This window comes from Kitasatospora sp. NPDC008115, from assembly GCF_042957205.1.
Lineage (GTDB): Bacteria > Actinomycetota > Actinomycetes > Streptomycetales > Streptomycetaceae > Kitasatospora.
In genome coordinates, this window is sequence record NZ_JBIBHU010000004.1 from 202801 (window position 1) to 227481 (window position 24681).

Annotated in this window: 21 protein-coding genes; 18 read left to right on the forward strand and 3 right to left on the reverse strand. The window is 76.6% G+C overall.

Annotated elements, in window-relative coordinates; translation table 11 throughout:
- Positions 1-114 precede the first annotated feature (114 nt).
- The 5 genes from ACFZBX_RS07240 to ACFZBX_RS07260 all read left to right on the forward strand — a co-directional run bounded on the left by ACFZBX_RS07240 (position 115) and on the right by ACFZBX_RS07260 (position 7128).
- Positions 115-1524, forward strand: coding sequence for an SWIM zinc finger family protein (locus tag ACFZBX_RS07240; protein ID WP_391531950.1), 1410 nt, complete (start codon positions 115-117; stop codon positions 1522-1524).
- A complete protein-coding gene (locus ACFZBX_RS07245; RefSeq protein WP_391531951.1) occupies positions 1521-4277 on the forward strand; it encodes a DUF6493 family protein in 2757 nt (918 codons plus the stop codon). Before ACFZBX_RS07240 ends, ACFZBX_RS07245 begins: the two co-directional genes overlap by 4 nt.
- 813 nt (positions 4278-5090) lie before the next feature.
- The gene (locus ACFZBX_RS07250; protein ID WP_391531952.1) at positions 5091-5615 is read left to right on the forward strand and encodes a TetR/AcrR family transcriptional regulator; all 525 of its coding nucleotides are present in this window, start codon (positions 5091-5093) and stop codon (positions 5613-5615) included.
- 115 nt (positions 5616-5730) lie between these two features.
- Positions 5731-6090: a hypothetical protein gene (locus ACFZBX_RS07255; protein ID WP_391531953.1), complete on the forward strand. Its 360-nt coding sequence runs from the start codon at positions 5731-5733 to the stop codon at positions 6088-6090.
- 87 nt (positions 6091-6177) lie between these two features.
- Positions 6178-7128, forward strand: a complete 951-nt coding sequence (locus ACFZBX_RS07260) for a DUF389 domain-containing protein (RefSeq protein ID WP_391531954.1) — start codon at positions 6178-6180, stop codon at positions 7126-7128.
- A 21-nt stretch (positions 7129-7149) separates the two neighbouring features.
- Here the strand turns inward: ACFZBX_RS07260 and ACFZBX_RS07265 are convergent, their stop codons facing one another.
- From ACFZBX_RS07265 to ACFZBX_RS07275, 3 genes are all read right to left on the reverse strand, one after another.
- A complete protein-coding gene (locus ACFZBX_RS07265; RefSeq protein ID WP_391532095.1) occupies positions 7150-8346 on the reverse strand; it encodes an MBL fold metallo-hydrolase in 1197 nt (398 codons plus the stop codon).
- Between the two features lie 271 nt (positions 8347-8617).
- Entirely contained in the window at positions 8618-9070 is a 453-nt protein-coding gene (locus tag ACFZBX_RS07270; RefSeq protein ID WP_391531955.1) for a MaoC family dehydratase, read from the reverse strand.
- Between the two features lie 136 nt (positions 9071-9206).
- The gene (locus ACFZBX_RS07275; protein WP_391531956.1) at positions 9207-9638 is read right to left on the reverse strand and encodes a pyridoxamine 5'-phosphate oxidase family protein; all 432 of its coding nucleotides are present in this window, start codon (positions 9636-9638) and stop codon (positions 9207-9209) included.
- A gap of 374 nt (positions 9639-10012) precedes the next feature.
- Between ACFZBX_RS07275 and ACFZBX_RS07280 the strand changes: the two genes are divergently transcribed.
- The 13 genes from ACFZBX_RS07280 (at position 10013) to ACFZBX_RS07340 (ending at position 24351) form a co-directional block, all read left to right on the forward strand.
- On the forward strand, positions 10013-10909 hold the full coding sequence (locus tag ACFZBX_RS07280) for a hypothetical protein (protein ID WP_391531957.1): 897 nt from the start codon (positions 10013-10015) through the stop codon (positions 10907-10909).
- A gap of 24 nt (positions 10910-10933) precedes the next feature.
- Entirely contained in the window at positions 10934-11671 is a 738-nt protein-coding gene (locus ACFZBX_RS07285; protein WP_391531958.1) for a hypothetical protein, read from the forward strand.
- Between the two features lie 116 nt (positions 11672-11787).
- Positions 11788-12597, forward strand: coding sequence for a hypothetical protein (locus ACFZBX_RS07290; RefSeq protein WP_391531959.1), 810 nt, complete (start codon positions 11788-11790; stop codon positions 12595-12597).
- A 64-nt stretch (positions 12598-12661) separates the two neighbouring features.
- A complete protein-coding gene (locus ACFZBX_RS07295; protein ID WP_391531960.1) occupies positions 12662-13579 on the forward strand; it encodes an SAF domain-containing protein in 918 nt (305 codons plus the stop codon).
- Position 13580: 1 nt separating this feature from the next.
- The gene (locus ACFZBX_RS07300; RefSeq protein WP_391531961.1) at positions 13581-14864 is read left to right on the forward strand and encodes a hypothetical protein; all 1284 of its coding nucleotides are present in this window, start codon (positions 13581-13583) and stop codon (positions 14862-14864) included.
- Entirely contained in the window at positions 14854-16509 is a 1656-nt protein-coding gene (locus ACFZBX_RS07305; RefSeq protein WP_391531962.1) for a CpaF family protein, read from the forward strand. The genes ACFZBX_RS07300 and ACFZBX_RS07305 overlap by 11 nt, the downstream gene beginning before the upstream one ends.
- Positions 16506-17543: a type II secretion system F family protein gene (locus ACFZBX_RS07310; protein ID WP_391531963.1), complete on the forward strand. Its 1038-nt coding sequence runs from the start codon at positions 16506-16508 to the stop codon at positions 17541-17543. The genes ACFZBX_RS07305 and ACFZBX_RS07310 overlap by 4 nt, the downstream gene beginning before the upstream one ends.
- The gene (locus tag ACFZBX_RS07315) at positions 17540-18418 is read left to right on the forward strand and encodes a type II secretion system F family protein (RefSeq protein ID WP_391531964.1); all 879 of its coding nucleotides are present in this window, start codon (positions 17540-17542) and stop codon (positions 18416-18418) included. Before ACFZBX_RS07310 ends, ACFZBX_RS07315 begins: the two co-directional genes overlap by 4 nt.
- A gap of 60 nt (positions 18419-18478) precedes the next feature.
- Entirely contained in the window at positions 18479-18757 is a 279-nt protein-coding gene (locus ACFZBX_RS07320; protein WP_391531965.1) for a hypothetical protein, read from the forward strand.
- Between the two features lie 38 nt (positions 18758-18795).
- Positions 18796-19173, forward strand: coding sequence for a TadE/TadG family type IV pilus assembly protein (locus ACFZBX_RS07325; protein ID WP_391531966.1), 378 nt, complete (start codon positions 18796-18798; stop codon positions 19171-19173).
- The gene (locus tag ACFZBX_RS07330; protein WP_391531967.1) at positions 19170-19664 is read left to right on the forward strand and encodes a TadE/TadG family type IV pilus assembly protein; all 495 of its coding nucleotides are present in this window, start codon (positions 19170-19172) and stop codon (positions 19662-19664) included. The genes ACFZBX_RS07325 and ACFZBX_RS07330 overlap by 4 nt, the downstream gene beginning before the upstream one ends.
- Positions 19665-19822: 158 nt before the next feature.
- On the forward strand, positions 19823-20299 hold the full coding sequence (locus ACFZBX_RS07335; protein WP_391531968.1) for a hypothetical protein: 477 nt from the start codon (positions 19823-19825) through the stop codon (positions 20297-20299).
- Entirely contained in the window at positions 20299-24351 is a 4053-nt protein-coding gene (locus ACFZBX_RS07340) for a LysM peptidoglycan-binding domain-containing protein (RefSeq protein ID WP_391531969.1), read from the forward strand. The genes ACFZBX_RS07335 and ACFZBX_RS07340 overlap by 1 nt, the downstream gene beginning before the upstream one ends.
- Positions 24352-24681: the final 330 nt, after the last annotated feature.

Consider the following 24681-nt stretch of genomic DNA (forward strand, 5'->3'; position numbering starts at 1 on the left):
TGTGACCTGGGTAACCCCGACGGGCGAACACGCTTGCTAGAACGTGTTCCATATTTCGAAGGGCGGGGGATTGCCGGAAGGTGATTGTCAGTGCCCCCACCTAGCGTGCTCGGCATGTCGCAATCCGCACACGCGTACGCCTATCTGCGCCCGTCCGCCGTCCTCGACGGTGCGGCCGGCCGGAGCCTCGCCCTGGAGACCTCCGGCGGCACCACCCCGCTCGGGGCCGCCGCCCACCCGCGGTTCTTCGCGGGCTTCCTGGCCGAGCCCGCGCCGGCCGCCGCCGCGCTGCTCGCCGTCGCCGACGTCGCCGCCGCCCGCTACTACCAGCCCCAGCTGCGCGCCTCGCTCGACCCGGTGGTCACCGCCAACGGCGACCGGCTGCGCTTCGAGTCCTTCTCCGGCTGCTGCGGCGTCTACGCCCGCCTCGACGTGCTCGCGGCCGGCCTGGACGGCGACGAGATCGGCCACGGCACCACCAACGTCGACGTCAACAACCCGCTGCGCGAGGCGCTCACCCGGATCGGCCCCGCCGAGCCGCTGCACCTCGCCGTCGGCCCGGACGCGCTGGAGGTCACCACCTTCGACGGGCCGGTCGTCGAGAAGAAGGTCCCGCTGCCCGAGCGCTGGCTGCGCGGCTTCGCCGAGACCCAGGTCACCGCCGCCGGCTTCGATCTGCGGGCCGAGCTGCCGGCCGCCGAGGCGGTCCGCTTCCTGCGCTCGCTGCCGCGCGGCGGCGGCCGGGCCGGGGCCCGGGTCGCGCAGTGGGTGGTCCCGGCGGGGCGGACGCTGCGGCCCACCACCCGGCCGGTGCCCGGCGCGGTCTGCCTGCCCGGGCCCGAGCGGCTGGCCGCCCTGCAGCGGGTGCTGCGGCACGCGCTGGCGCTGCGGGTCTACGGCCCGCCGGTCACCGGGAGCGGCCCGGCGGCCTCCGCCTGGGAGGTCGAGCTGCCCGGGATGCGGCTGACCCTCACCCTCTCGCCGGACGCCTCCCGGGGCTTCAGCGGCGAGGGCGGGGTGCTCGGCGCGCTCGCCACCGGCGCCGCCGAGCAGGACGCCGACCTGGTCGCGGCGCTGCTCGCCTGGGAGCCGCGGATCGAGATCGCCGACCTCGCCGAGCAGTCCGGGCTCACCGCGGCCCGGGTGCGGGCCGCGCTCACCAGGCTCGGCACCGCCGGGCAGATCGGCTACGACGCCGCCGAGGCGGCGTACTTCCACCGTCAGCTCCCGTACGACGCGGGGCGCGCGGAGGCGGCCAACCCGCGGCTGAAGGCGGCCCGCGCTCTGGTCGCGGCCGGGGCGGTGCGGTTGGAGAAGGGCGGCGCGACGGCCGTCGTCACGGTGGACGACCACGTCCAGCGGGTGCGCACGGACGCGGGCGGCGCGGTCGGCTGCACCTGTCTGTGGTGGGCGAAGTACCGGGGCGGGCGCGGGCCGTGCAAGCACGTGCTGGCGGTCGGCATGGTCCGCGAGGCGCGGGCGCAGGGCACGGCGGACGGACCGGCACAGGAGGCGGCGCGATGAGCAGCGGGACCGTGAACGACGCGAAGGCCGTGAAGGCCGTGAAGGCACGGCCGGCGACGGCCCTGACGGAGGCGGTGAAGGCCGTGCTGGCGGCGGTCCACGAGGGCGAGACCGGGCGGCTTCCGGGGCTGCTGGCCGCCCTCGGCCCGGCCGAGCGGCGCTCCTGCCTCCTGGAGCTCAAGGAACTGCGCCGGGCCAACCGCGGCGACTGGTCCAAGGAGGCCCGCCAGCGGATGGGCGCGCTGCTGGTGGCCGGCGCCGGCTGCCACCTCGGCGCGGCCGGTGCCGCCACCTGGATCGGCGCCCGGGACTTCACCGGCCGCTCCTGGGCCCGCCACCCCGCGCTCGCCGACGTCGTCGAGGCGCAGCCGGTGGAATGGCAGACCGACGTGGTCGGCCGGCTCGCCGCCAAGCGCGGCAGCGGCTGGAGCTGGGACCTCTACCCGCTGATCGAGCGGGTGGTGCGGCGCACCGGCTGCGCGGTGCCGGCCTCCGACGACTTCACCACCGAGTGGCTGCGCTCGGCCGCCGGGGCGGAGAACAGCCCTCGCGGCACCTCCACCACCCTGCTGGAGCGGCTGTGGACGGACACCTTCACCCCCGTCCTGCTGCCCCGGGTGTTCGAACTCGACGACGTCGCCTGGCTGCTGGAGCGTGACTACACCACCCGTTCGGGTGACAACTGGCCGGCCGCGATCGCCGGACTCGCCGAGTCCGGGCACTTCGGGCGCGAGGAACTGCTCGGCCTCTGCCTGGGCCGTCTGGTGCGCGGGGGCAAGCTCGCCGACCAGCGCGCGTTCCTCGCCGTGCTGACCGCGCTCGCGCCCACCCCGCAGGAGTACGCGGCCCGGGTCCGCGACCTGCTGGCGCTGCTCGACGGCCTCTCGGCGGTGGCCGGTCATGCCCAGCAGGTGCTCCTCGGCCTGGACGAGGCCGGGCTCATCGAGCCGGAGGTCGTCGGCGAGGCCTCGGCGGTGGTGCTGTTCCGCAGCGAGAAGAAGCTGGTGCGCGCCCAGCTCGGCTGGCTGGAGCAGGCCGCGAAGCGCTCGCCCGAGCGGGCCGGACCGGTGGTGCTGGCCGCGGCCGAGGCCTTCGGCCACCCCGACAGCGCGATCCAGGAACGGGCGCTCAACGTGGTCGCCCGCCGGCTCAAGGCGGCCGGCGAGGCCGTGCTGCCGCAGCTGCTGGCCGCCGCCGAGGCGCTCAATCCCGCCCACCACGCCCGGGCCGGCGAGCTGTTCGGCGCGCCCGTGGCCGGCTCGGGGGACGACGACACCGCCTGGGCCGAACTGCTGCCGCCCGTCCCGGTCCCCGCCCCGCTCGGCGAGCCGCTCGCCACCCCGGAGGAGGTCGCCGAGGAGCTGGCCGTGCTGCGGGCGGCCGAGCGGCCGGACGTCGCCGTCTTCGAGCGCGTCCTGGACGGCCTGGTCCGGCACGCCCACCGCGACCGGGCGGCGCTCGCGCGGGCGCTGGAGCCGGTGCTGCGGGTCCACCAGTGGCAGGACATCGCCCGCTGGCGGGACTGCGGCCCGGGCGACGTGCTGTACCTCGCCGCGGTGCTCGCCGGGCAGGCCGAACTGCACCGGCCCGGCTTCGTCCTGCGGAGGAACGGCCACGACCCGCTGCGCGGCACGGACACCACCGAGTACGGCAACGTGCTGGCCGCCCGGATCTCCGAGGCCGCCGAGCGGGCCACCGCCGACGGCCCGCCGTACCTGCTCGCCACGCCGACCGACGTCACCGGCGCGATCACCGCGACCGCGCTGGTCGAGCGCCTTGCCGGGTACGAGGCGGCGGGCGTGGCGGCCGGCCGGGCCGACCTGAGCGCCGCGCTGCTGCGGGTCACCCCGACGACGGACCCGGCGGTGCTGGCGGCGGCCGACCGGCTGAGCTCGGCGGCCGGGCGGTGGGCGGCCGCCTGGCTGCGCGACGGCGGCCTGCCGGACCAGGCCTCGGAGCGGGTGCACTTCGCACCCGCCGCCGACTCCACGCGCAAACGGCGTTGGACCACGTGGTGGGAGGACCTGCGGCGGATCGCGGTCACCCAGCGCGGCACCGGCGGCCCGGTCGGCCCGGCGGGCGAACGGCTCGCCGCCGAGTTCCGGGCGCTGCTGGAGGGCACCGAGCCCAGCGTGGTCCGGGTCCGCCGCTGGGAGGGGTGGCTCCGGGAGCCCAGCGCGCACTGGGCCGCGATCCTTCCGCACCACCGCGAGGAACTGGCCGCCCGCTGGCTGGACCGGTTCGCCGACTGCGCGGACCGGGAGGGGCGCGGCACCGCCCGGATGCTGGTCGTGCTCGCCGAGGCCGGCGGCCCGGCCGGGCGCGCCCTCCACCTCGCCCTCGCGTACGGCCTGGGCGCCCGCCACCCGGAGGACCGCGCCGCCGCCGTCGACGCCCTGCTCGTCCTCGCCGCCCGCGGCGACCTGGACGGCGCCCTGCTCGGCCGCGAACTGGGCGAGCTGGTGAAGCTCGGCACGGTCAAGGCCAACCGCCTCGCCCAGTCCCTGACCGCCGCCGCCGACACCGGCGCCCACGCCACCGTCTGGTCCGTGCTGGCCGCCGCCCTCCCCGCCCTCCTGACCGGCGAGGCCCAGCGCGGCACCGCGGAACTCGTCGCCATATCCGCCGACACCGCCCGCCGCAGCGCCGCCCGCGGCCCGATCCCCGAAGTCACCACCATCGCGGCCCGCCCCGGCACCAGCCGCCTCCTGAAGGAGTCCCGCACCCTCCGCGACATCCTCGCCGCCTCCTGACCCGGCCCGCGCCGGCGGCCCGTCCACCTGGGGGTGGGCGGGCCGTCCGCCTTGGCGCCGGTTGCCTCTTGTGGTGGCCCGGCCCCGTGCCGGCTGGGTGGCTCGCCTGCGTGGGGGGCGCCCTCTGTGTGACGTCCTCGTGGTTCTCTGGCGCGCCGCCTCGGCGGTAGCCGTCCGCTGAGGAGGTCCGCAGTTTCCGGGATGTCCTCGCCGCCTCCTGGCCCGGCCCTCGGCGGCGGCTGTCTCCTGATCCACCCGTGTCGGCCGGGTGGCCCGCCTACCCGGGGGAGGCGCGCACCCTTCACGCCCCTCTGGCCTCCACTTGGCCCCAACCCCACCCCCGGGCCGCCCGCCGGGCCGCCTCCTCCCGAGAAGGTCCGCGCCGCCCCCTGGCGGCCCCGCCGGGGTTGTGCGCCATCGGTCGGGGGTGGCGGCTGCTGGGGCGCCGTGCCGTCCTCGGCCTCCTCGTTACGGAGCGCACCCCCACGGTCGGGGGCGTTGCGGCGGTCGTCATCGGGGCGGTCGCCGGGGTCGCCGGGACGCGGGCGGTGTCCTGGTCGCTCCGCCCCGGCGCCCTGGTCGCCGGGGCGGAGTGTTTGTGCCGTGTGGGGTGTGACCGGGGCGTGGCAGCCGTTGCTGTGGGCCGGGTTGCCGCCGGCCGCCCTGGCGGCTCGGCGGCAGCGGTCGGGGAGGCGTGGAGGCTCCGCCCTGGCGCCTTGGCCGCCGGGGCGGAGCGGAGGCGTGTGCGGGCGGCCAAGGATTTGAGAACGGTCGTTCTTGACCGAGCGTTCTTTAACTCGTAGAGTCCTCGGCATGGGAAGACCACGCGCCTTCGATGAGGAGCAGGCTGTGCGGGCGGCGGCGGAGTTGTTCGCCGTTCGCGGGTACGAGGGGACCTCGGTGGACGATCTGGTCACCGGGCTCGGGGTGCACCGGGGGAGCCTCTACAAGGTGTTCGGGAGCAAGCGCGGGCTGTATCTCGCCGCGCTGCGCCGGCATCTCGACGAGGAGGTGCTGCCGCTCGCGGCGGCGTTGCGGGAGGCCGACGGGCTCGGCGCGCTGCTGGCGCAGGCGGTCGCCGCGTTCGACGGCGGGCCGGCGGCCGGGTTGCTGCTGTCGGCCGCCGTGGAGCGGGCGGGGAGTGATCCGGAGGTCGGTGCGCTGGTCGGCGAGGGGCTGGCGGCGCTGGACGGCGCGGTCGAGCGGGTCGGCGGCAGCGGGTCCGGAACCGCCGGGGTGCTCGCCGCGACCGTCCTCGGCCTGCGGCTGCGCGCCCGCGCCGGAGCAGGGGGGCCGTCCGCCGACGCGGTGCTGGCCTTCGCCGACCGCGTCGGCTGACCCCCGGTCACCCCGGTCACCCCGGTCACCCCGGTCACCCCGGTCACCTCGGTCACCTCGGTCACCTCGGTCACCTCGGTCACCACAGATCATCCATCAGGGAGGAAACAGTTCCATGGCCCGTGTCAGCATCACCGACCAGACCCTCGTCGTCGAGATCGAGGGCCTCGACCGGCTCTGGGCGATCCGCAGCCGGATAGAGATCCCGATCGGCAACGTCCGCGGCGCGACCGTCGACCCCGGGATCTTCCGGGAGCCCAAGGGCGTCCGGGTCGGGGGCACCCACTTCCCCGGCGTGATCACCGCCGGGACCTTCCGCTCGGGCGGCGAGTGGGTGTTCTGGGACGTGAAGAACCCCGCCAAGGCCGTGGTGATCGAACTCGCCGACGAGCGCTACAGCCGGCTGGTCGTGGAGGTCGACGACCCGCGCGCCACCGTCGACCTCGTCGAGCACGCCAAGCGGCCCGCCGTGTGACGGGCCGGCGGCCGCCCGGCGCGGCCGCCGGCGGTCCGTCCGTCTAGGGTGATCGGTGCCCCACCGCCGCGCCCGTCCGGAGCACCCATGCTGCACCTGCGCCTCATCGTCCCCGTCGACCTGCGCGACCCCGTGCTGACCTGCCTGGACGACTGCGTCGGCGTGACCCATGTGGTCCTGCTGCCCGACGCGGCCGTCCGGCCGGTCGGGGACGTGGTGCTCTGCGACGTGGCCCGCGAGTCGGCGGACGAGGTGCTGGCGGGGCTGCGCGCCACGGGGCTGACCGACCGCGGCGCGATCGACGTCCAGGACGTCGGACTGACGCTCTCGGCCGCCGCCGACGAGGCCGAGCGGCTCGCCCCGGGCGAGGGCGCGGACGCGCTGGTGTGGGAGTCGGTCTCCGAGATCACCCACGAGGAGTCCACCCTCACCGGTGTCTATCTGGCCTTCCTCGCCGTGGCGACGATGCTGGCCGCCTGTGGCGCGGTGCTGGACAGCGCGATCCTGGTGGTCGGGGCGATGGCGGTGGGACCGGAGTTCGGGCCGCTCGCCGGACTGTGCGTGGCCCTGGTGCAGCGGCGCGCGCGGCCCGCACTGCGCTCGCTGAACGCGCTGGTCGCCGGTTTCGCGGTGGCGATGGCGCTGACCGTCGCGTTCTCGCTGCTGATGGACGGCCTGGGACTGTTCAGCCACGAGAGGTTCGAGGCGGCGCGGCCGAACACCTCGTTCATCTGGCAGCCGGACGCCACCTCGTTCGTGGTGGCCTTCCTCGCGGGCATCGCCGGACTGCTCTCGTTGACCTCGTCCAAGGCCGGCATGCTGGTCGGCGTGGCGATCTCGGTGACCACGGTGCCCGCCGCCGCCAACGCGGCGGTCGCCCTCGGGTACGGGGACGTCCGGCAGTTCTGGGGCTCCAGCCTGCAACTGCTGCTCAACATGGCGGGGATCGTGCTGGCGGGGGTGCTCACGCTGCTGGTGCAGCACGGCGTCTGGCGCCGCATCCGCCGCCGGGCCGCCGCCGACCGCGGGCCCGCCTGAGCCGCCGGGAGAACGGACCGGTCAGACCGGCACGCCGTCGCCCTCGGCCGCGGCCCGGGGCCGTGACCCGTCGGTGGCGGCGGCCGGGCCGTCCGGCACCACCAGCGGCGCGCCGTCCCGGGGCGGTGCGGCGACCGCCCGCCACCAGCGCCGCAGCTCGCCCGGCCCGCCGGGCCCGGCCGGCTCGAAGGGCTTGCCGGGCCGCGGCACCGCCAGCCGGGCGCCCTGCGCCCGGGCGGCGGCGACCACCCGCTCGGCCGGCTCCTCCCACGGGTGCGGGGCGAGGTTGAAGGTGCACCAGTGGATCGGCAGCAGCAGGCCGCCGCGCAGGTCGAGGTGGGCCCGCACGCCCTCCTCGGGCGTCATGTGGACGTCGGGCCAGAAGTCGCTGTACGCGCCGACCTGCATCATCGTCGCGTCGAACGGGCCGAGCCGGCGGCCGATCTCGGCGAAGCCGGCGAAGTAGCCGCTGTCCCCGCTGTGGAAGACGGTGCGGCCGCCGCCGGCCACCACCCAGGACGCCCAGAGGAAGAGCGGGCTGGTGCGCGGGCCGCGGCTGCAGTAGTGCCGGGCGGGGGTGGCGGTCAGGGTGAGGCCGGCCACCTCGGCCGACTCCCACCAGTCGAGTTCGACGATCCGTCCGGCCGGCACCCCCCAGTGCTCCAGGTGCGCCCCGACGCCGAGCGGCACGGCGAACACCGCGCCGGTGCCGGTCAGCGCCCGGACGGTGCCCATGTCGAGGTGGTCGTAGTGGTCGTGGGAGACCACCACCACGTCGACCGGGCCGAGTTCGGCGAGCGGCAGCGGCACCGGGTGCAGGCGTTTGGGGCCGGTCCAGGAGAACGGGGAGCAGCGCTCGCCCCAGACCGGGTCGAACAGCACCCGGCGGCCGTCGATCTCGGCGAGCACCGTCGCGTGGCCGAGCCAGGTGAGCCGCAGGCCGGAGGCGGGCGGCGCGGCGAGGTCGGCCGGGAGCAGCCGGTGCAGCGGTACGGCGGCGGCCGGCGTCCGCCGGGCGCGGTCGGCCGCCAGCTGGGCGCGGGTGATCTCCAGCGGGCTGCGCGCGGAGACCAGCCGGCGGGTCGGGACGGGGTTGCGGAAGGCGCCGTCGGTGAACTGCGGCGAGCGGTGGATCCGGGCCAGCCGTTCGCCGCGCGGCTCGGCGCCGAAGGCGTCGGTCCGCACCCGGTGCCAGGCCGCCCGGGGCAGTCCGGCCAGGCCGGGGGGCGTGCCGAGCGCGGAGGACGCGGCGGAGGCGGCGGAGGACAGGGCCGAGGAGAGGCCGAGGGCGCGGGAGTACCACGGGGCGGCTGGGCGGGGCACGGCACCTCCAAGGACGGCGACGGATACCTGGCATGCCGGGGCGCGTACCACCGACCGGAACGCCGATTCGGTACGACAACCATCTCGTCGGAGATTACTCGCGCTCGGCCTTCCGGACCCGGCGAGCGGCGGCCGCAGTCCGCCGACCAGGGGCCTTCCCGCGCGCTCAGGCGTAGAAACGGGTGATCGTCTCGGCGACGCAGTGCGGCTTGGCGCTCTCCGCGCTGGTGATGGTGAACCGGACCACCGCCTGCACGCCGCCCCCCACCTCGGTGGCGGAGACCAGCTCGGCCTTCGCCCGGATCGCCGTGCCGACCGGCAGCGGCGAGGGGAAGCGGACCTTCTCCGAGCCGTAGTTGAGCGCCAGCCGCACGCCCTCCACGCCGTAGCACTCCTTGGCCAGCACCGGGATCATCGACATCGTGAGGTAGCCGTGCGCGATGGTCGAGCCGAACTGGCTCTCCTTGGCCCGCTCCGGGTCGACGTGGATCCACTGGTGGTCGCCGGTCGCCTCGGCGAACAGGTCGATCCGGGCCTGGTCGACGGTGTGCCACCGGCTGGTCCCCAGCTCGGTGCCGACGGCGGCGGTCAGCTCGGCGAGGGAGGCGAAGGTCGTCAAGGGGGCACTCCTGGGGCAGGCGGGACGGTCGGCGGTGCGGATGCTGCGGTGAACTCCGCAGAGTATGCCTACTCGCCGGTCACCTGTCAGGGGTTCCCAGGAAGGCCGGTGGCTCCCCGGCGCGGGCCGACGGCCGTCAGGCGTGCGGGACGGCGCGGCCGGCCGTGGTCAGCCGGCGGCCGCTGATCAGTTCGGGCACCAGGGAGACGAACATCGGGTCCGGGTCGCCGACCCAGGGCCGCAGGCCCGAGCGCAGCGCGCGGCGGATCTGCTCCGGGTCGCGCACGATGTCGGCCCGGCCGTGCACCAGCACGCTCCAGCCGGTCCGGGTGACCGGGTCCAGCTGATCGGCCTGGAAGGCGACGACGGTGCCGTCCAACCCGCGCGCGGTTGCACTACCCCGGCGCACGGCGAGCAGCAGGCGCCCGTCCGGTACGACCTCGAAGGAGACCGGGAGCACGGCCGGAAGCGCGTGTTCGGTGTACACCACGCGTCCGACGGGCACGGTGCCAAGCAGACGCAGGCACGTGTCCGCGCCGAGTTCCTCCAGGGGGTCGTCACGGTCCATGGGTCCGATGGTCCCTCTCCGGGGCGTGGGCCGACAGGGCCCATGGTCCCTGGGCGATAGGGCCTTGCGGCCGTCGCGCGGCGCCGGGGGAGGCGCCGGGGGAGGCGTCGGGGCGGCGCGTCGGGACGGCACGTCCCGCGTCCGGACGGCGCCCGGACGCGGGATCCGGCCCCGGAACGCCACCCGGAGGCCCGAGGGTGACGGCGCGGGACGGTAGCCTGCCCGGCGGTGGCACCGCGGCACGCCGGGCGTGCCGGGAGCCGGACGGCGCCGCCGGAGAAGGCGGACGGCGCGCGCGGCAGGGCCGGAACGGACGCGGCGGAACGGTTCGGCGGTCCCGGGATCCCGGGGCCGGGCAGGAGGGGGCGGTGCGGGTGGCAAGTGGGGTCGATCTGGTGGTCATCGGGGCGGACGGCGGGCCGGACCGTGCCTTCGGCGGGTCCGCGCAGGCGGCCGAGGGCGCCCGGTTGCTGGCCGACGTCCTGCCGGGGATGTGCTTCGACGCCGGCGCGGCCGGCAGCCGGGTCACCGTGGTCGAGCCGGGCGCGGACGCCAACGCCATGCTCACCGCCGTCCGGGAGGCGGCCGCCCGCCCGGGCCGCTGGCTGCTGGTCTGCCTGGTGGGCCAGTTGGTGGCCGACCCGCGCGGGCGCCGGCTCGCCCTGGTGACGGCGGGCTCCACCGCCGACAACGCCTACCGGCGCGGGCTGGCCTGGGACTGGGTGGTCAGCGCGATGGTGCACGGCCACCAGGAGGAGGCGATGCTCCTGGTCGACGCGGTCGCCGACAAGGACACCTGGGCGTCGCTGGAACGCGGCGGCGGCGAGGACGGCGCGGGCGAACTGCTCAGCTACCCGCGGGTCCCGCTCTGGGGCCGGATCGGCCGCCACGCGCCCGGCCGCTACACCCCGGGCCGGCGCGGGCGGGAGGCCGTCCTGCCGGGCGGCCCCGGCTCGTTCAGCCAGGCGCTCACCACCGTGCTGCGCCAGGGCGTCCCCGGCGCACCCGCCGCCGTCGGACCGCACGAGCTACAGCCGGCCGTCGGCGCGCTGCTCGACGGCGGCGCCCCGCACGAGGGAGGGGGCGCCGGTGCGCCGTCGAACCAGCCCGACGCGCCGGGTGTGCGCCTGCTCGTTCCGCCGGAGGGCGGGCGCCTTCTGATGCGCAATCGGGCGGCGGTTCGGGGTGCATTGGCCGGATTGTCGCTTTCCGAGGAACTGTTGGCCCTGCTGTGGCGGGAAAGCGCTCCGACGGATCCGCCTTCCGCGTAAGGTCAGGGGGCCGTAGGTGTTGCCGTGAAGGCCCGGTTTGGCGAAGAATCGATGCTCGCGGGGAAACGCCGGCGGGACGGCGGAATTCTTCTGGCGACCCCGGTCCACACCCGGGGCCGGCTGCGACGAGGTGGGGCGATGCGGCAGCGCGGAAATGTGTTGCGCCCTGGGGCGGTTGGGGTCGGAGTGCTGATTCCGGCGTTGCTGCTGGGCGGCTGCGCGAGCGGCGGGTCCGGTGGTTCCACCGATCGCCTGGGGACGAGCGCGCCCACGGTCGCGGGGGTGACGGCGGTCCCTCCTTCGGGTGGTTCGGCAAACGTCGGGAATGCGCCGACCGATGGACCTGAAGGCGCGGCTGCCCGGGATGCCCTGAGTACGTATCAGGACTGGTGGCAGGCCCAGGCGGAGGCGTACGGGCGGGCGGATTCGGACGGTTCCCGATTCCAGACCTTCGCCTCCGGGAAGGCGCTGACCGACGCGCTGGTCAATCTGAAGCAACTCCACGAAGCCAAACTGGTGATGACGGGTAAACCGCGGAGTTCCCCGGTGGTGAAGTCGGTCGATCTGACGGCCGATCCGAACACCGCCGTGATCGAGGACTGCCTGGATGTCTCCGGGTGGCACCAGGCGGACGCCGCCACCCTCACGGTGAAGGACCCGCCCGACCGGGCCACCCGGTACGTGGCGACCGTTTCCCTGCGACAGTTCGAGACGCGTTGGCTGATCAACGAGTTCAAGCGGGAGGTGGGACGCACATGCTGAAACCGGCACGGCGACTGGTGATCGGCGCGCCGTTGTTCGCCGGATTACTCCTGGCACCGGCGGGGCCCGTGGCGGCGGCGGAACCGGCCCCCACGGGGGGTGCCACCCAGTGCGAGGTGAAGGCCATCTGCGCGGATACGGAGGAGCCCGGCACCAAGCCGACCTCCGGCGGCGGGGGCACCGGCGGCGGGTCGGGCGGCAGTTCCAGCGGGCCGCAGGTCTGCACCTTCAACGACCAGGAGTTCGCCTGCAACGACCCCGAACTGGGGTGGTTCAGCGCTTCCAGGGGCTGCTACTTCCGTCCGGCCAAGCCGCAGCCGCCGGCCGGCGACCCGCTGTGGGGCGGGCGTACACCCGGCGACGGAGTGGTCTACAGCCCTACCTGCATCGGGTCGGACGGCGCCGTGACCCCGGCACCGCTGGAGTATTTCGCCACGCCGCCCGCCGGGCCACCGCCGGACAACCCGCAGGCTCTCGCCGTCAAGGCCAGGGCCCAGGTCGACTTCCCGGACACCAAACCGGGTGTCGCCCCCGAGGGCAGTTCCGTGGTGGGTGCGCCGGTCTGGCTCTGGCTTCGGGACGCTCAGCCGCCCGCACCGGGAAAGGCCCAGGGCAACACCATCACCGTCACCGTCACTCCCCGCCTGGCGTGGGTGAAGTGGGAGTTCGGGGACGGCACGAGCGTCACCTGCGAAGGCGCCGGTACGCCGTACGACCCCAAGTTCGGCGCGAGCCCGTCGCCCACCTGCGGCCACGTCTTCAAGACCGGCTCGGGCACCAGGAAGGACGGCAAGTTCTTCGGCAAGGTCAGAGCACAGTGGTTCGGTGACGTCACGGTGTCCGACGGCACCAGGATCGATCCGATCGAGATCCCGGTCATCGAGGACTTCGAGTTCCGCGTCGCCGAGGTCCAGGTCCTCAACTAGTCCGCCGGACACGGCGGCACGCACAGCAACCCCGACGAACGAACGCGAGGAAGGCCGAAACCCGGTGGAGAACCGTACAGTTGCCACGCCCGGCCCCGGCACGGCTGCCACGGCGACCGCGGCCACTGCCGCGTCCGCCCCGGCGGCCGTGCCGGAGTCGCGGCGCGGGGCGCCGCGCAGCCCCGGGCGGACGCTCGGTGCGCGGCGCCGGCGTCCCGCCGTGCTGGCGATGGCGGTGGCCCTGATAGCCGCCGGCGGGCTGGGCGGCGCGGTGCTGTACAACAGCACCGGCCAGCGGGTCGCGGTGCTGGCGCTGGCCCGGGACGTGCCGTGGGGTCAGGTGCTGACCGAGGCCGACCTGGTGGTCGTGCGGATCGCGACCGACCCGGCGCTCAAGCCGCTGGACGCCGCCGACCGGGCCAAGGCGGTCGGGATGCGGGCCACCACCGACCTCCACCGGGGCGGGCTGCTCACCAAGTCCGACCTCGCGCAGTCGCTCGTCCTCAACCCCGGGCAGCTGCTGGTCGGCGTCTCGGCCCGGCGCACCCAGCTGCCGGCCACCCGGCTCCAGGCGGGCCAGCCGGTGATCGTCGTCTACACCCCGGACAGCGCGCGGGCCGAGACGCTCGCCGCCACCGTCTACACGGTGGGCCGGGTGGACACCGACGGCAGCCAGGTCTTCGACGTCGTCGTCGACCAGGCGGAGGCCGGCAGGCTCGCCGCCTGGGTCGCCACCGGGCGGATCCAGGTGGTGGTGGCGCCGCGCGCGGCGGCCGGCGCACCCGCCGGCGGCGCACCCGCCGCGACCGGGGCTCCGACCGCGACCGGGGCTCCGGCCGCGGGTGCCCCGGCCACCGGCGCACCCGCCACCGGCACGCCGTCGGCCGCCGCTGGGGCACCGGCCGCAGGCGCCCCCGCCGGGACCCCGGCCGCCGGGCGGCCCGCGACGCCCGGGGCCCCGGCCGGGGCGGGTGGGAACTGACATGGCCGTGATCGCGGTGGTCGGCGCTCCGGGGGCGCCCGGCGCGACCACGACGGCGCTGGCGCTGCTGCTGGCCTGGCCGCTGCAGCCCGGCCGCCGCGTCCTGCTCGTCGAGTGCGACCCGGACGGCGGCGCCGTGCTGGCCGGTGCCCTGGAGGGCCGGGTCGAGGCGGTCTACGGGCTGCGCAACCTCGCGGTGGCCGACCGGCGCGGGCTGCTCGCCCAGGCCCTCTGGGAGCAGCTGATCGACATCTCGCCGGAGGGCAACGCCGAACGGCTGCTGCTGCCCGGCCTCACCGACCCCACCCAGGCCCCCGGTCTCGCCTACACCTGGGAGCCGCTGATGGAGGTGCTGCGCGGGCTGGAGCCGCAGGGGTACGACGTCATACTCGACCTCGGCCGCTCCGGCGCGTCCGGCACCAGCGCGGTGCTGGCCCGCCGGGCCGACGTGGTGGCCGCCACCGTGCGCACCACCCTGCGCGGGCTGAGCGCCGTCCGGCCCCGGCTGACCGCGCTCGCCGAGGACCTCGCCACGGCCGGCACCGGCTCGGACACGCTGGGCCTGCTGCTGATCGCCGAGGGGCCGTACTCGGGGGCGGAGGTGTCCCGCGAGTTCGGGCTGCCGGTGCTCGGGCTGCTGCCGCACGCGACGCGCACGGCCAAGGTGCTGTCGGACGGCGGGGACGTCACGGACCGGCGGTTCGTCCGCTCGGAGCTGATGCGGACGGCGCGCTCGGCGGCGGACGAGATCCAGTTGGCGGTGCGCCGGCGGCGCCAGCGGCTCGCGCCCGCTCCGGCGCAGCCCGCCCAGCTCGCTCCGGCCCAGGCTCCCCGGCCGGCCCCCGCACCGGGGCCGGTCGGCCCGGTCGGTCCGGTCGCCCAGCCCGGACCGCAGTTCGGACCGCAGCCCGGCCCGGCCGGGTACGACTACGCGCGCCCCGCGCCGGGCGCCGTTCCGCAGCCCGGACCGGTGGGGCAGCCGGGGCAGCCCGTCCAGCCGGCCCAGCCCGCGCCGCCGTACGGGGGCGCGCACCACCAGCAGCCGTACGGCCCGGTGCCGCCGGTGATCACCACCGGCCCGGTGGCGCCGCTCGCCGGGCTGGCGCCGCAGCCGGCCGCCCCCGCGCCGTTCCCCGGGCACGGCGCCCAGCCCCAGCCGTACCCGGGGCAGCCGGGGCACCCGGGACACCCAGGACACCCGGGACAGCCGGGGCAGCCGCAGCCCTACCCGTACGCCCAGCCCCACCACGAGCCCGTCGACGGGGAGGTGCTCCGTGCGCGGTAGCCCGCTGCACCAGCAGCCCGCGATTGACCCGGCCGCGCTGCCCTGGACGACGCCGCTGCCAGGCCCCGTCCACCCGGTGGCCCCCGGCCGGGTCACCCCGGCCGACCAGCCGCCGCCGCAGCCGCAGGCGGCCCACCCCCCGGCCGCGCCCGCCGCGCCCGCCGCATCGGCCGCGCCCGCCGCGTCGGCCGCGTCCGCCGTGCCCACCGCCGTCCCCTCCCAGCTGCCCTCGCTCGACCTGCGCGGCGCCGGCACCCGCCCGGCCGTCGACCCGCAGGTCGCCCGCGAGCTCAAGCGCCAGGTCGCCGCCGAACTGCACCAGCAGATCACCCGGCTGACCGCCGGCTCCGGCACCGAGCCGGACCGCGCCACCCGCCGCCAGCGCGGGCGCGCGCTGATCGAGGAGGCCGTGGCCCGCTGGTCCGACGCCTACGCGCAGACCCACGGCATCCCGCCGACCCGGGACCAGGACCGCGCGCTCGCCGAGGCCGTCTTCGACCTGCTGTTCCGGGCCGGCCGGCTCCAGCCCTACCTCGACGACCCGGAGATCGAGAACATCCTGATCAACGGCTGCGACGACGTCTGGGTCTCCCGGGTCCACCAGCCGCTGCGCCAGGTCCCGCCGGTCGCCGACAGCGACGCCGAACTCGTCGAGCTGCTCCAGGACCTCGCCCGCCAGCACGGCGGCGGCGAGCGCACCCTGTCCACCGCCAGCCCCACCCTCGCCCTGCGCCTGGAGGGCGGCATGCGCCTCCAGGCGCTCACCGAGGTCACCCCCCGCCCCTACGTGGCGATCCGCCGGCACCGGGTGGCCTCGGCGACGCTGCCCGAGATGGTCCGGCTCGGCACCCTGGACACCACCCTCGCCGCCTTCCTGGCCTCGGCCATCCGGGCCCGGAAGAACGTGATGATCACCGGCACCCAGGGCGTCGGCAAGACCAGCCTGCTGCGCGCGATGGCCGCCGAGATCCCGCCGGACGAGCGGATCGGCACCCTGGAGTCGGAGTTCGAGCTCTGGCTGCACACCCTCGGCCATCTGCGCCAGGTCGTCCCGATGGAGGCCCGCGAGGGCAACGGCGAACGGGTGGACGGCCGTTCGGCGGGCGAACTGACCATCGGCGACCTCATCCCGGCCGCGCTGCGGATGACGCTCTCGCGGATCATCGTCGGCGAGGTCCGCTCCGGCGAGGTCGTCCCGATGCTGCGCGTCATGACCAACGGCGAGGGCGGTTCGATGTGCACCCTGCACGCGCGCGGGCCGCACATGGTCGTCGACCGGATCGCGGAACTCTGCCTGGAGTACGGCTCGCACATGACCGACGCGCTCGCCTACCGGCTCACCGCCAACGCGGTCGACCTCATCGTGCACGTGGCGATGGTGGACGAGACGGCCGTCGGCGGGCGCCGGCACCGCTTCGTCTCGCACGTCCTGGAGGTCACCGGCCTCGGGGAGAGCGGCCGGCCCGCGCTGAACACCGTGTTCGGGCCGCGCCCCGACCTCGGCGAGCCGCGCGCCGTCCCGCACACCCCGCCGCAGTGCCTGGACGACCTGCGCCGGGCCGGCTTCGACGCCGCGCTGCTCGGCTCCCGGTACGGCAGTTGGGCCGCACCGCTCCAGCTCCGGATCGGCGGTGGCGCCCGATGATGCCGCTCTTCGTCCTGTGCGGCCTGGCCGTCGCGGCCGGGCTGGTCGCCCTGGTGATCTGGGCGCGCGGCAGCGAGCCCCTCCCGGAGGGCGCCGAGGAGCCGGAGGCGCTCAACCCGCTGGCCTCCCGGCTGCACGTGTTCTGGTACGGCGCGCCCGGCACCGCCTCGCACCGGGTGGCGCGGCTGCGCCGCATCCAGCTGCCGATCGCGCTCATCGGGGCGCCGCTCGGCTGGCTGTTCACCGGCATCCCGCTGACCGTGCTGCTGGTGCCGCTGGCGGTGTTCGGCCTGCCCTGGCTGTTCGACGCCACCCGCTCGGACACCGACCGGATCGAGCGGCTGGAGGCGCTCTCCGAGTGGACCCAGCGGATCGCCGACGTGCTGCTGCTCGGCGTCGGCCTCAACCAGGCCATCGTCACCAGCCGGCGCACCGCGCCCGCCGCGATCGAGGCCGAGGTCGGCGAGCTGGCCGCCCGGCTCCAGGCCCGCTGGCGGCCGGAGGAGGCGCTGCGGCTGTTCGCCGACAGCATGGCGGACGCCACCTCCGACAAGGTGCTCGCCGCGCTGCTGCTGCGGGCCGGGGACAGCGGTCCGGGCCTGGCCCGGGCGCTGTCCGACATGGCGGAGTCGGTGCGCGAGGAGGTCCGCCAGCGGCGCACCATCGAGGCCGACCGGGCCAAGCACCGCACCACCATCCGCTGGCTGGTCGGCATCATCCTGCTGGTCGTGGTGGTGGGCTCGTTCAACACCGAGTACACCCGCCCGTACGGCACGGTGCTCGGGCAGATCGTGCTCGGCGTGGTCTGCGCGCTGTTCGTCGGCGTGATCGCCTGGATGCGGGCGCTGGCCTCGTACCCGCCGGTGCCGCGGCTGCTGGAGATGGACCGGCGCAGCCGTCCCGGCCGGGCGCTGCGCCGCCGCCGGCCCGGTGCGGAGGGCGCGGAAGGTGCGGAGGGTGCGGACGCGGGGGCCGAACCCGGCTCCGCGACCGGGACCGAGGGCGGCGCACGACTGTTCGGGGAGGCGCGATGATCTCGCCGTGGGCCGTACTGGCCGGTTCGGTGGCGGCCGGCGGCGTCGCCATGCTGATCGCCGAACTCCGGCCCGCGCCGCCCGACCTGGGCCAGGCGCTGGACCGGCTGCACCGCACCCCGGCCGAGCGCACCCCCGACCCGGACGAGCGGCCGCGCTGGTTCGACCGGATCGGCGAGCGCTCCGTCACCCTGCGCGGGGTGCGCGTCCCCGAGCGGGAACTCGCCCTGATCGGCCGCACCCCGGCCCGGTTCATGGCGCACAAGCTGCTGTTCGCCCTGCTCGGCCTGGTGCTGCCGCCGTACCTGCTGGTGGCGGCGCTGCTGCTGGACGTGGACCTTCCGTTCGCGCTGCCGCTGGTGGTCGGGCCGCTGCTGGCCGCCATGCTCTGGTTCGTGCCGGACGCGATCGTGCGCGGCGAGGCCAAGGAGGCGCGGGTCGAGTACCTGCACGGCATCGCCGCCTACCTGGAGCTGGTCGCGATGGAGCGGGCCGCCGACCTCGGTCCGGCGGAGGCCTTGCGCCGGGCCGCCGCGGTCGGGCGCGGCGCGGTGTTCCGCCGGATCCGTGACGCGCTGGACCGGGCGGCCACCGACCGGCTGCCGCCGTGGGCCGGACTGGAGGCGCTGGCCGTGGAGCTGGGCCTGATCCCGCTCCAGGACCTGGCCGACATCATGCGGATCTCCGGCACCGACGGCGCGGCCGTCTACGACACGCTGCGGGCCCGCGCCAAGGGCCTGCGCGGTGAGTTGATGGCCGAGGACCTCGCCCGGGCCAACGCCGACAGCGAGCGGATGGTCGCGCCGGGCTCCGCGCTGACCATGCTGATGACCGTCTTGATCATTTACCCCGCGCTCTACAAGATGCTCAACTGAACCGCACCGCACGGAGGTCAGCGCCTCCGTCACCACACCTCACCCCCTCGGGAGCACCTGATGAACGCCCACCTCAAGACAATCGCCGGCCGATTGGTCGGCGCGACCCTGCTGCCGCTCCAGTTCGCCGTGATGCTGTTCCACTTCCGGATGGGCCGGGCCAAGGCCGCCCGGGCGCGCGGCGACAAGGGCGCCATCAGCATCGAACTCGCGCTCGCCGTCATCGCGCTGGTGTTCATCGCGGGCCTGGTGACGTTCGCGCTGGTCGGCCTCAAGGACAAGGTCGTCGACAAGGTCAACGAGGACCCGGACTACCACGGGGAGAACGGCCCCAAGTGACCCGTCGTCGTCGCCTCCGCCGCTGCGACCGGGGGTCGATGAGCCTGAGCCTGGCCATCGTCTTCCCGGTCGTCCTGCTCCTGGTCCTGGCCGTCGCCCAGACCGGGCTGTGGTGGTACCACCGCCAACTCGCGCTGACCGCTGCCCGCGAGGGCGTCGACGCGGGGCGGATGCAGGGGAGCCGGAGCGACGAGCAGAAGAACGAGGCCGCGCGCCGGCAGGCGGAGGACTTCCTCCGGCGGCAGGGGAGCGCGGAGCACCGGGTGGTCACGGACGGCAGTTCACCGGTGCTGATCCGGGTGACCGTGGAGGTGGAGGCGCCGCTGATCGTGCCGTTCATCAAGCGGCCGACCGTCACCCAGTTCGCCGAGGCCCCGCGCGAGCGGTTCGTCCCGCCGGTGGTGGTGGGCCCGTGAGCGCACCGGTGAGCGGGCCGGCCGGGTGGGTGCGGCGGTTCGCCGCGCGCCGCCCCGCCCGGTCGGCGCGCGGGCGCGACGGCGGCAGCGCCGCGATCGAGGCGGCGATCGTCGCGCCCGCCGTGGTCGCGCTGATCCTGGTCGCGGTCGCGGCGGGCCGGGTGCAGACCGCCGGCGGCTCGGTGGAGGCGGCGGCCCGGTCCGCCGCCCGGACGGCGTCACTGGCGCGCAGCGTGGACGGGATGGACGATGCCGCGAAGGCCGCCGCCGAGCACGCCCTGGCACAGGAGGGCGTGCACTGCCGGAACAAGGACAAGGCGGCGGTCGTGCACGGTGAACTGGTCAGCCACGGGGTGACGTTGGCGACGGTCGAGGTGACGGTGCGGTGCGAGGTCGGTCTGGGGGACCTGGTCGGCGGGCCGGACGTGCCGCTCACGAAGACCCTCACCGGGCGGTTCGTCTCGGTGGTCGACCGGTACCGCGGTCAGTGAGCGGCGGGCATGATGATGGTGTGTCAGGTCGTGGTACGGGTGGTGACGGTGTTGTGAGGACGAGCGGGCCGGACGGGGATTGGGGAGCCGTCGGGCGGGGGAGACGCATGCGGAGGGAGCCCGGGGGAGGGCGGACGGAGCGGTGGGGAGGGAACGCCATGGCACGCGGACGCGCGGTGCGGCGGCTGCGCCGCACCAGGCTCGGCGGGCCGTTCGGCGGGCGCACCGACCGGGGCGCGCTGTCGATCTTCGTCGCCATGTGCGCGGGCTACGTGGTGCTGGTCATCGCGCTGGTCATCGACGCCGGCGGCAAGCTGCGGCTGGCGGAGCGGGTCGACGGCTACGCCCAGGAGGCCGCCCGGGTGGGCGGTCAGCAACTGGACGAGGCAGCCCTGTTGCGGGGCGAGGGGTACAAGGTGAAGCGGGCGTACGTCGAGGAGGCGGCCAACAGCTACCTCAAGCTGTTCGGCCTGAGCACCGGCCGGGTGGAGTTCTCGCCCGACGGGGCCACCGTCACGATCACGGTGGAGGCCGAGTTCCGCCCCGTCATGCTGGGCGACCTCGCGAAGCGGAAGGTCACGGGCAAGGGGAGCGCCACCCTCGTCCACGGAGTCAAGGAAGCGGAGACCGACTGATGGCCGCGCCACGCGTCAAGGACCAGACCCGTGCCGGGCGTCCGGCCCGGGGTGTGCCCACCACCACCCCCGCGTCCGGCCGGCGGCCGGCGCCGCAGCCCTCCCACCGGGCCGGCGGCGGCCGGGGTGGCAGAGGTGGCCGGGGCGGCGCCGTGCTCGGCGCGCTCGCGGCCCTGATCACCCTGCTCGGCCTGCTCGTCGGCCTGCCGGCGCTGCTGCTGTACGGCACCGCGGCGGTGGCCGACATGGGCGAACTCGCCCCCGACGGCCTCGGCGCGCTGCTGACCAGCCCCGACGACGGGCGGCTGTTCCTGTGGCTGCTGGTGGTGGTCGGCTGGGCCGGCTGGGCCTGCTTCGCGCTCTCCGTGCTGCTGGAGATCCCGGCGCAGCTGCGCGGCCGGGTGGCCCGGCGGATCCCGGCCTTCGGCTGGAGCCAGCGGGCCGCGGCCGGCCTGGTCGGCGCGGTCATCGCGCTGCTGCCGGTGGCGGGCGGGGCCTTCGCCGCCACCGCCGAGCACCCCCAGACGGCCACCGCCGCGACCGCCCAGGTGACGGCCGGCGCGCAGCGGGTCGCGCTGCCCGCCGCGCAGGCCGCGCCGTCGCTCGCACCCGCCGCCGAGTCGCAGGCCTCCTACACGGTGCGCGACAGCCGGCCCGCCGACAGCCTCTGGTCCATCGCCGAGCGCCAACTGGGCTCCGGTGAGCGGTGGACGGAGATCGCCAAGCTCAACGAGGGCCGGGTGATGGACGACTCGGGCAACCGCTTCGACGCGGAGCGTCCGATCCACCCCGGCTGGAACCTGCTGATGCCGGCCGACGCCAAGCCCGACGAGGCCAAGGCCGCCGCGCCCGCCGCGCCCGCCGCGCCCGCCACGCCCGCCCCGGCCGGGACGCCGCAGGCCGGTACCGCCGGCGGCGCGGCCCAGGGCGGCGGGAGCGTCACGGTCAAGGAGGGCGACAGTCTGTCGGCCATCGCCGAGCGGGCGATGGGGGACGCCGAGGCGTGGCCCCAGCTGTTCGAGGCCAACAAGGGCGCCCAGGCGCCGGACGGCGAGCGGCTCACCGACCCGGACGTCGTCGCGCCCGGCCTGGTGCTCACCCTGCCCGGGGCGGCCGCGCCCGCCCCGGCCCCGGCGCCCGCGCCCGCCCCCGAGCAGTCGCCCGCGCCCGCGCCGACCCCGCCGCCGCCCGCGCCGAACACCCAGGCACCGTCGGCGCCCGCCGCCGAGGCGCCCGCCCCCGCGCAGCCGTCCGCGCCCGCGCAGGCCCCGGCGCCCGCCCAGCCGTCCGCGCCGCAGGCCGACCCCCAGGCGCCCGCCGCCCACGCCGAGCAGGCCCCGGACGACGACTACACCGTTGCCCTCGCCGCGTCCACCGTCGGCGTCCTGCTCGCCGCGATCATGGTCGGCACCGTCGCCCGCAAGCGCGGCGGCCAGCAGCGCGCCCGCCGCCCCCGGCAGCGGATCGCCCTGCCCGCCGCCCCGGCCGCCGCCTTCGAGGCCGAGCTGAGGGCCCGCCAGGACGACGCCGGCCTCGACCTGCTCGACCGCGCCCTGCGCAGCATGGCCCGCAACACCGTGCGCGGCGGCAAGCGGCTGCCCGCGATCGTCGCCGCCCGGATCACCCCCGGCCGCACCGTCGAACTCCACCTCTCCGGCGCGGTGGCCCCCATCGCGCCGTTCCGTGCCGCCCACGCGCCCAACATCTGGTGGTGCGCCGCCGACTCCGACGGCCTGCTCTCCCCGTCCCAGGCCCGCAAGACCGCCGCCCCCTACCCGGCGCTGGTCACCCTCGGCTCCGCCGCCGACGGCTCGGTGGTCCTCGCCGACCTGGAGACCGTCCGGCTGCTGCACCTGTCCGGCCACCCGGACGACGCCCGCGACGTGCTGCGCACCCTCGCCCTCGAACTCGCCCACAGCCCGCTCGCCGACCGCCTCCACCTGCACCTGGTCGACCTCGCCGAGGAGGTGCCGATCAGCGGCCCCGCCGCCGAGCGGATCCACCGCCACACCACCCTGGAGGCCGCGCTCGCCGCGCTCGGCCCGCGCACCGCCAAGGCCCGCGCGACCCTGGTCGCGGCCGAGGCCGCCAGCCCCCGGGACGCCCGCAGCCGCGGCCTGGCCGACGAGTCCTGGGTCCCCGAGATCGTGCTCTGCGCCCACCAGCCCGGCGGCGAGGTCCCGGCCGAGCTGGGCCGGCTGCTCGACGCCCGTCCGCGCACCTGCGTCGCCGTGGTCACCCGCGCCCCCGAGCGCGGCACCGGCCCGGTCGCCCGCTGGACCCTCCCGGCCACCGGCCAGGCCACCATCCCCGGCCTGCACCTCACCCTGGAGCTCCAGCGGCTGACCACCGGCCAGTACGAGCAGGTCACCGAGCTGCTCCGGACCGCCGACGACGACACCCAGCACCCCGCGCCCGCCTGGACCCTGGACGGCGAGGAACTGGAGCCGGCCGACCTGCCGGTGCCCGTCCCGGTGCTGGCGGCCGTCGGCGCCGCCGCAGGCCCGGGCGGGGACGGCCCGGCGGGCTTCTCGCTCGCCGCGCTGGACGCCGCCCTCGGCGGGCCGGACGACGGGGACGACGCGGACGGCGAGGCCGACGCGGGGGCGGGGGCCGCGGGGCCGCGCCTGCTGGCCCGGGTGATCGGCACGGGCGCCAGCCCGTTCGCCGGCACCGACCCGGCGGCGCCGCTGCCCGGCAGCGCCGGGCCGGCCGCGCTGCCGGCGCCGCGGCACCTGATCAACGGGCTCGGCCGCCAGGCCGGCTCCTCGGTCCCCGGCCCCGGCCCCGGCCCCGGCCCCGTCTCCGCCTCCGCCTCCGCCTCCGCCGCCCCGACGGGCCCGGCCGCCGCGTTCCCGGTGCCGGTCGCGCCCCCGGCGGACGGTTCCGGCGGGGGCACCGGGGGTGCTGGGGCCGAGGGCTTCGACGGGGACGAGACGACGCAGAACCTCGGCCTGCCGGGTCCCGTCGCGCCCGTCCAGCCGGTGGCCCCGGTCGCCCCGGTGGCCCCGGTCGCGCCCGAGGAGGTCCCCGCCCTCGACGCCGCGCCCGTCCCGGCGGCCATCCCCGCGCCCGTCCCGACCCCCGCCGCCGTCCCGGTGCCGGTGCCGGTGCCCGAACCCGTGCCGACGCACGACCCGGCCCCCGCGCCCACGGCCGCCGACCCGCGCGTCCCCGCCCGCCCCGAGCCCGGCCCGGCCGCGTCCGCCCCGGTCGCCCGCACCACCTCCGGGCGCAGCGACAGCGACGACCTGCTCGCCATCCTCCGCTCCCCGGAGGCGCACGCCACCCGGGCCACCCCCCGGATCCGCCTGCTCGGCCCGGTCGACGTGGCCGGCACCGGCGGCAGCGCCGAACCGGGCGCGGTCGTCCGGCTCACCGAACTCGCCGCCTACCTGGCCCTGCGCCCCGGCGCCGACCACGTCGCCCTCGACCACGACCTGCACCCCGGCGCGGCCCACCTCGACCCGCACCCCACCACCGCCGACGCCCGCAGCCCGCTGCCCGACAAGATCGCCGACCTCGCCGCCTGGCTGGGCACCGCCCCGGACGGCCGGCCGTTCCTGGCCGCCGACCGGACCGAGGGCTACACCTTCGCGCCCGCCGTCACCTGCGACTGGGACGAGTTCCGCAGCCTCTACCGGCGCGGCATGCGCAGCACCAGCGCCACCGCCGACGCGGCGCTCGCGCACGCCCTCGCCCTGGTCCGCGGCGCCCCGTTCGCCGAGGCACCGCCCGCCGCCTACGGCTGGGCGGAGAGCGAGCGTCAGGACATGATCGCCGCGATCGTCGACACCGCCCACGAACTCGCCGCCCGCCGCCTCCAGTACGGCGACCACCGCAGCGCCGAGGCCGCCGTCTTCCGCGGCCTCGCCGTCGCCCCGGACGTCGAACTGCTGCACCGCGACCTCTTCTACGCCTACGCCTCCGCCGGCGCCCGCGACCAACTCCTGCGCGCCGTCAACCGCCTGGACGCCCTCAGCCGCCGCACCGGCCGCGACCTCGACGCCGACACCGTCGCCCTCCTCCGCGACCTCCTCGCCGGCTCGTGACAGTGGAGTAGGAAGTCGGCCCGGCCGACTTCCTACTCCACCCCTCCGCCGCCGCCCGGCTCCCGCCGGGCAGGCGGCGTCCTGCCTCCGGCGGCCGCTTCGCCTGGCCCGTGGCTGCATGCCGCATGGTCCCGTCCCACCCGGTCCGGATCAGGAAGTCGGCCTGGCTGACTTTCTACTCCGGTCCCCGTTGCCGCCTCCCGGCTTGGGCCGGGTCGGTGGCTTCTTGCGTGTGAGGCTTCCTTGTCTGCCTGCAGCCTGGCGGCCCGCGGAGCCCGCCCTCAGCGAGAAGCCCGGCCGGCCGCTCCCGCACCCACCTGCCGCGCGGCC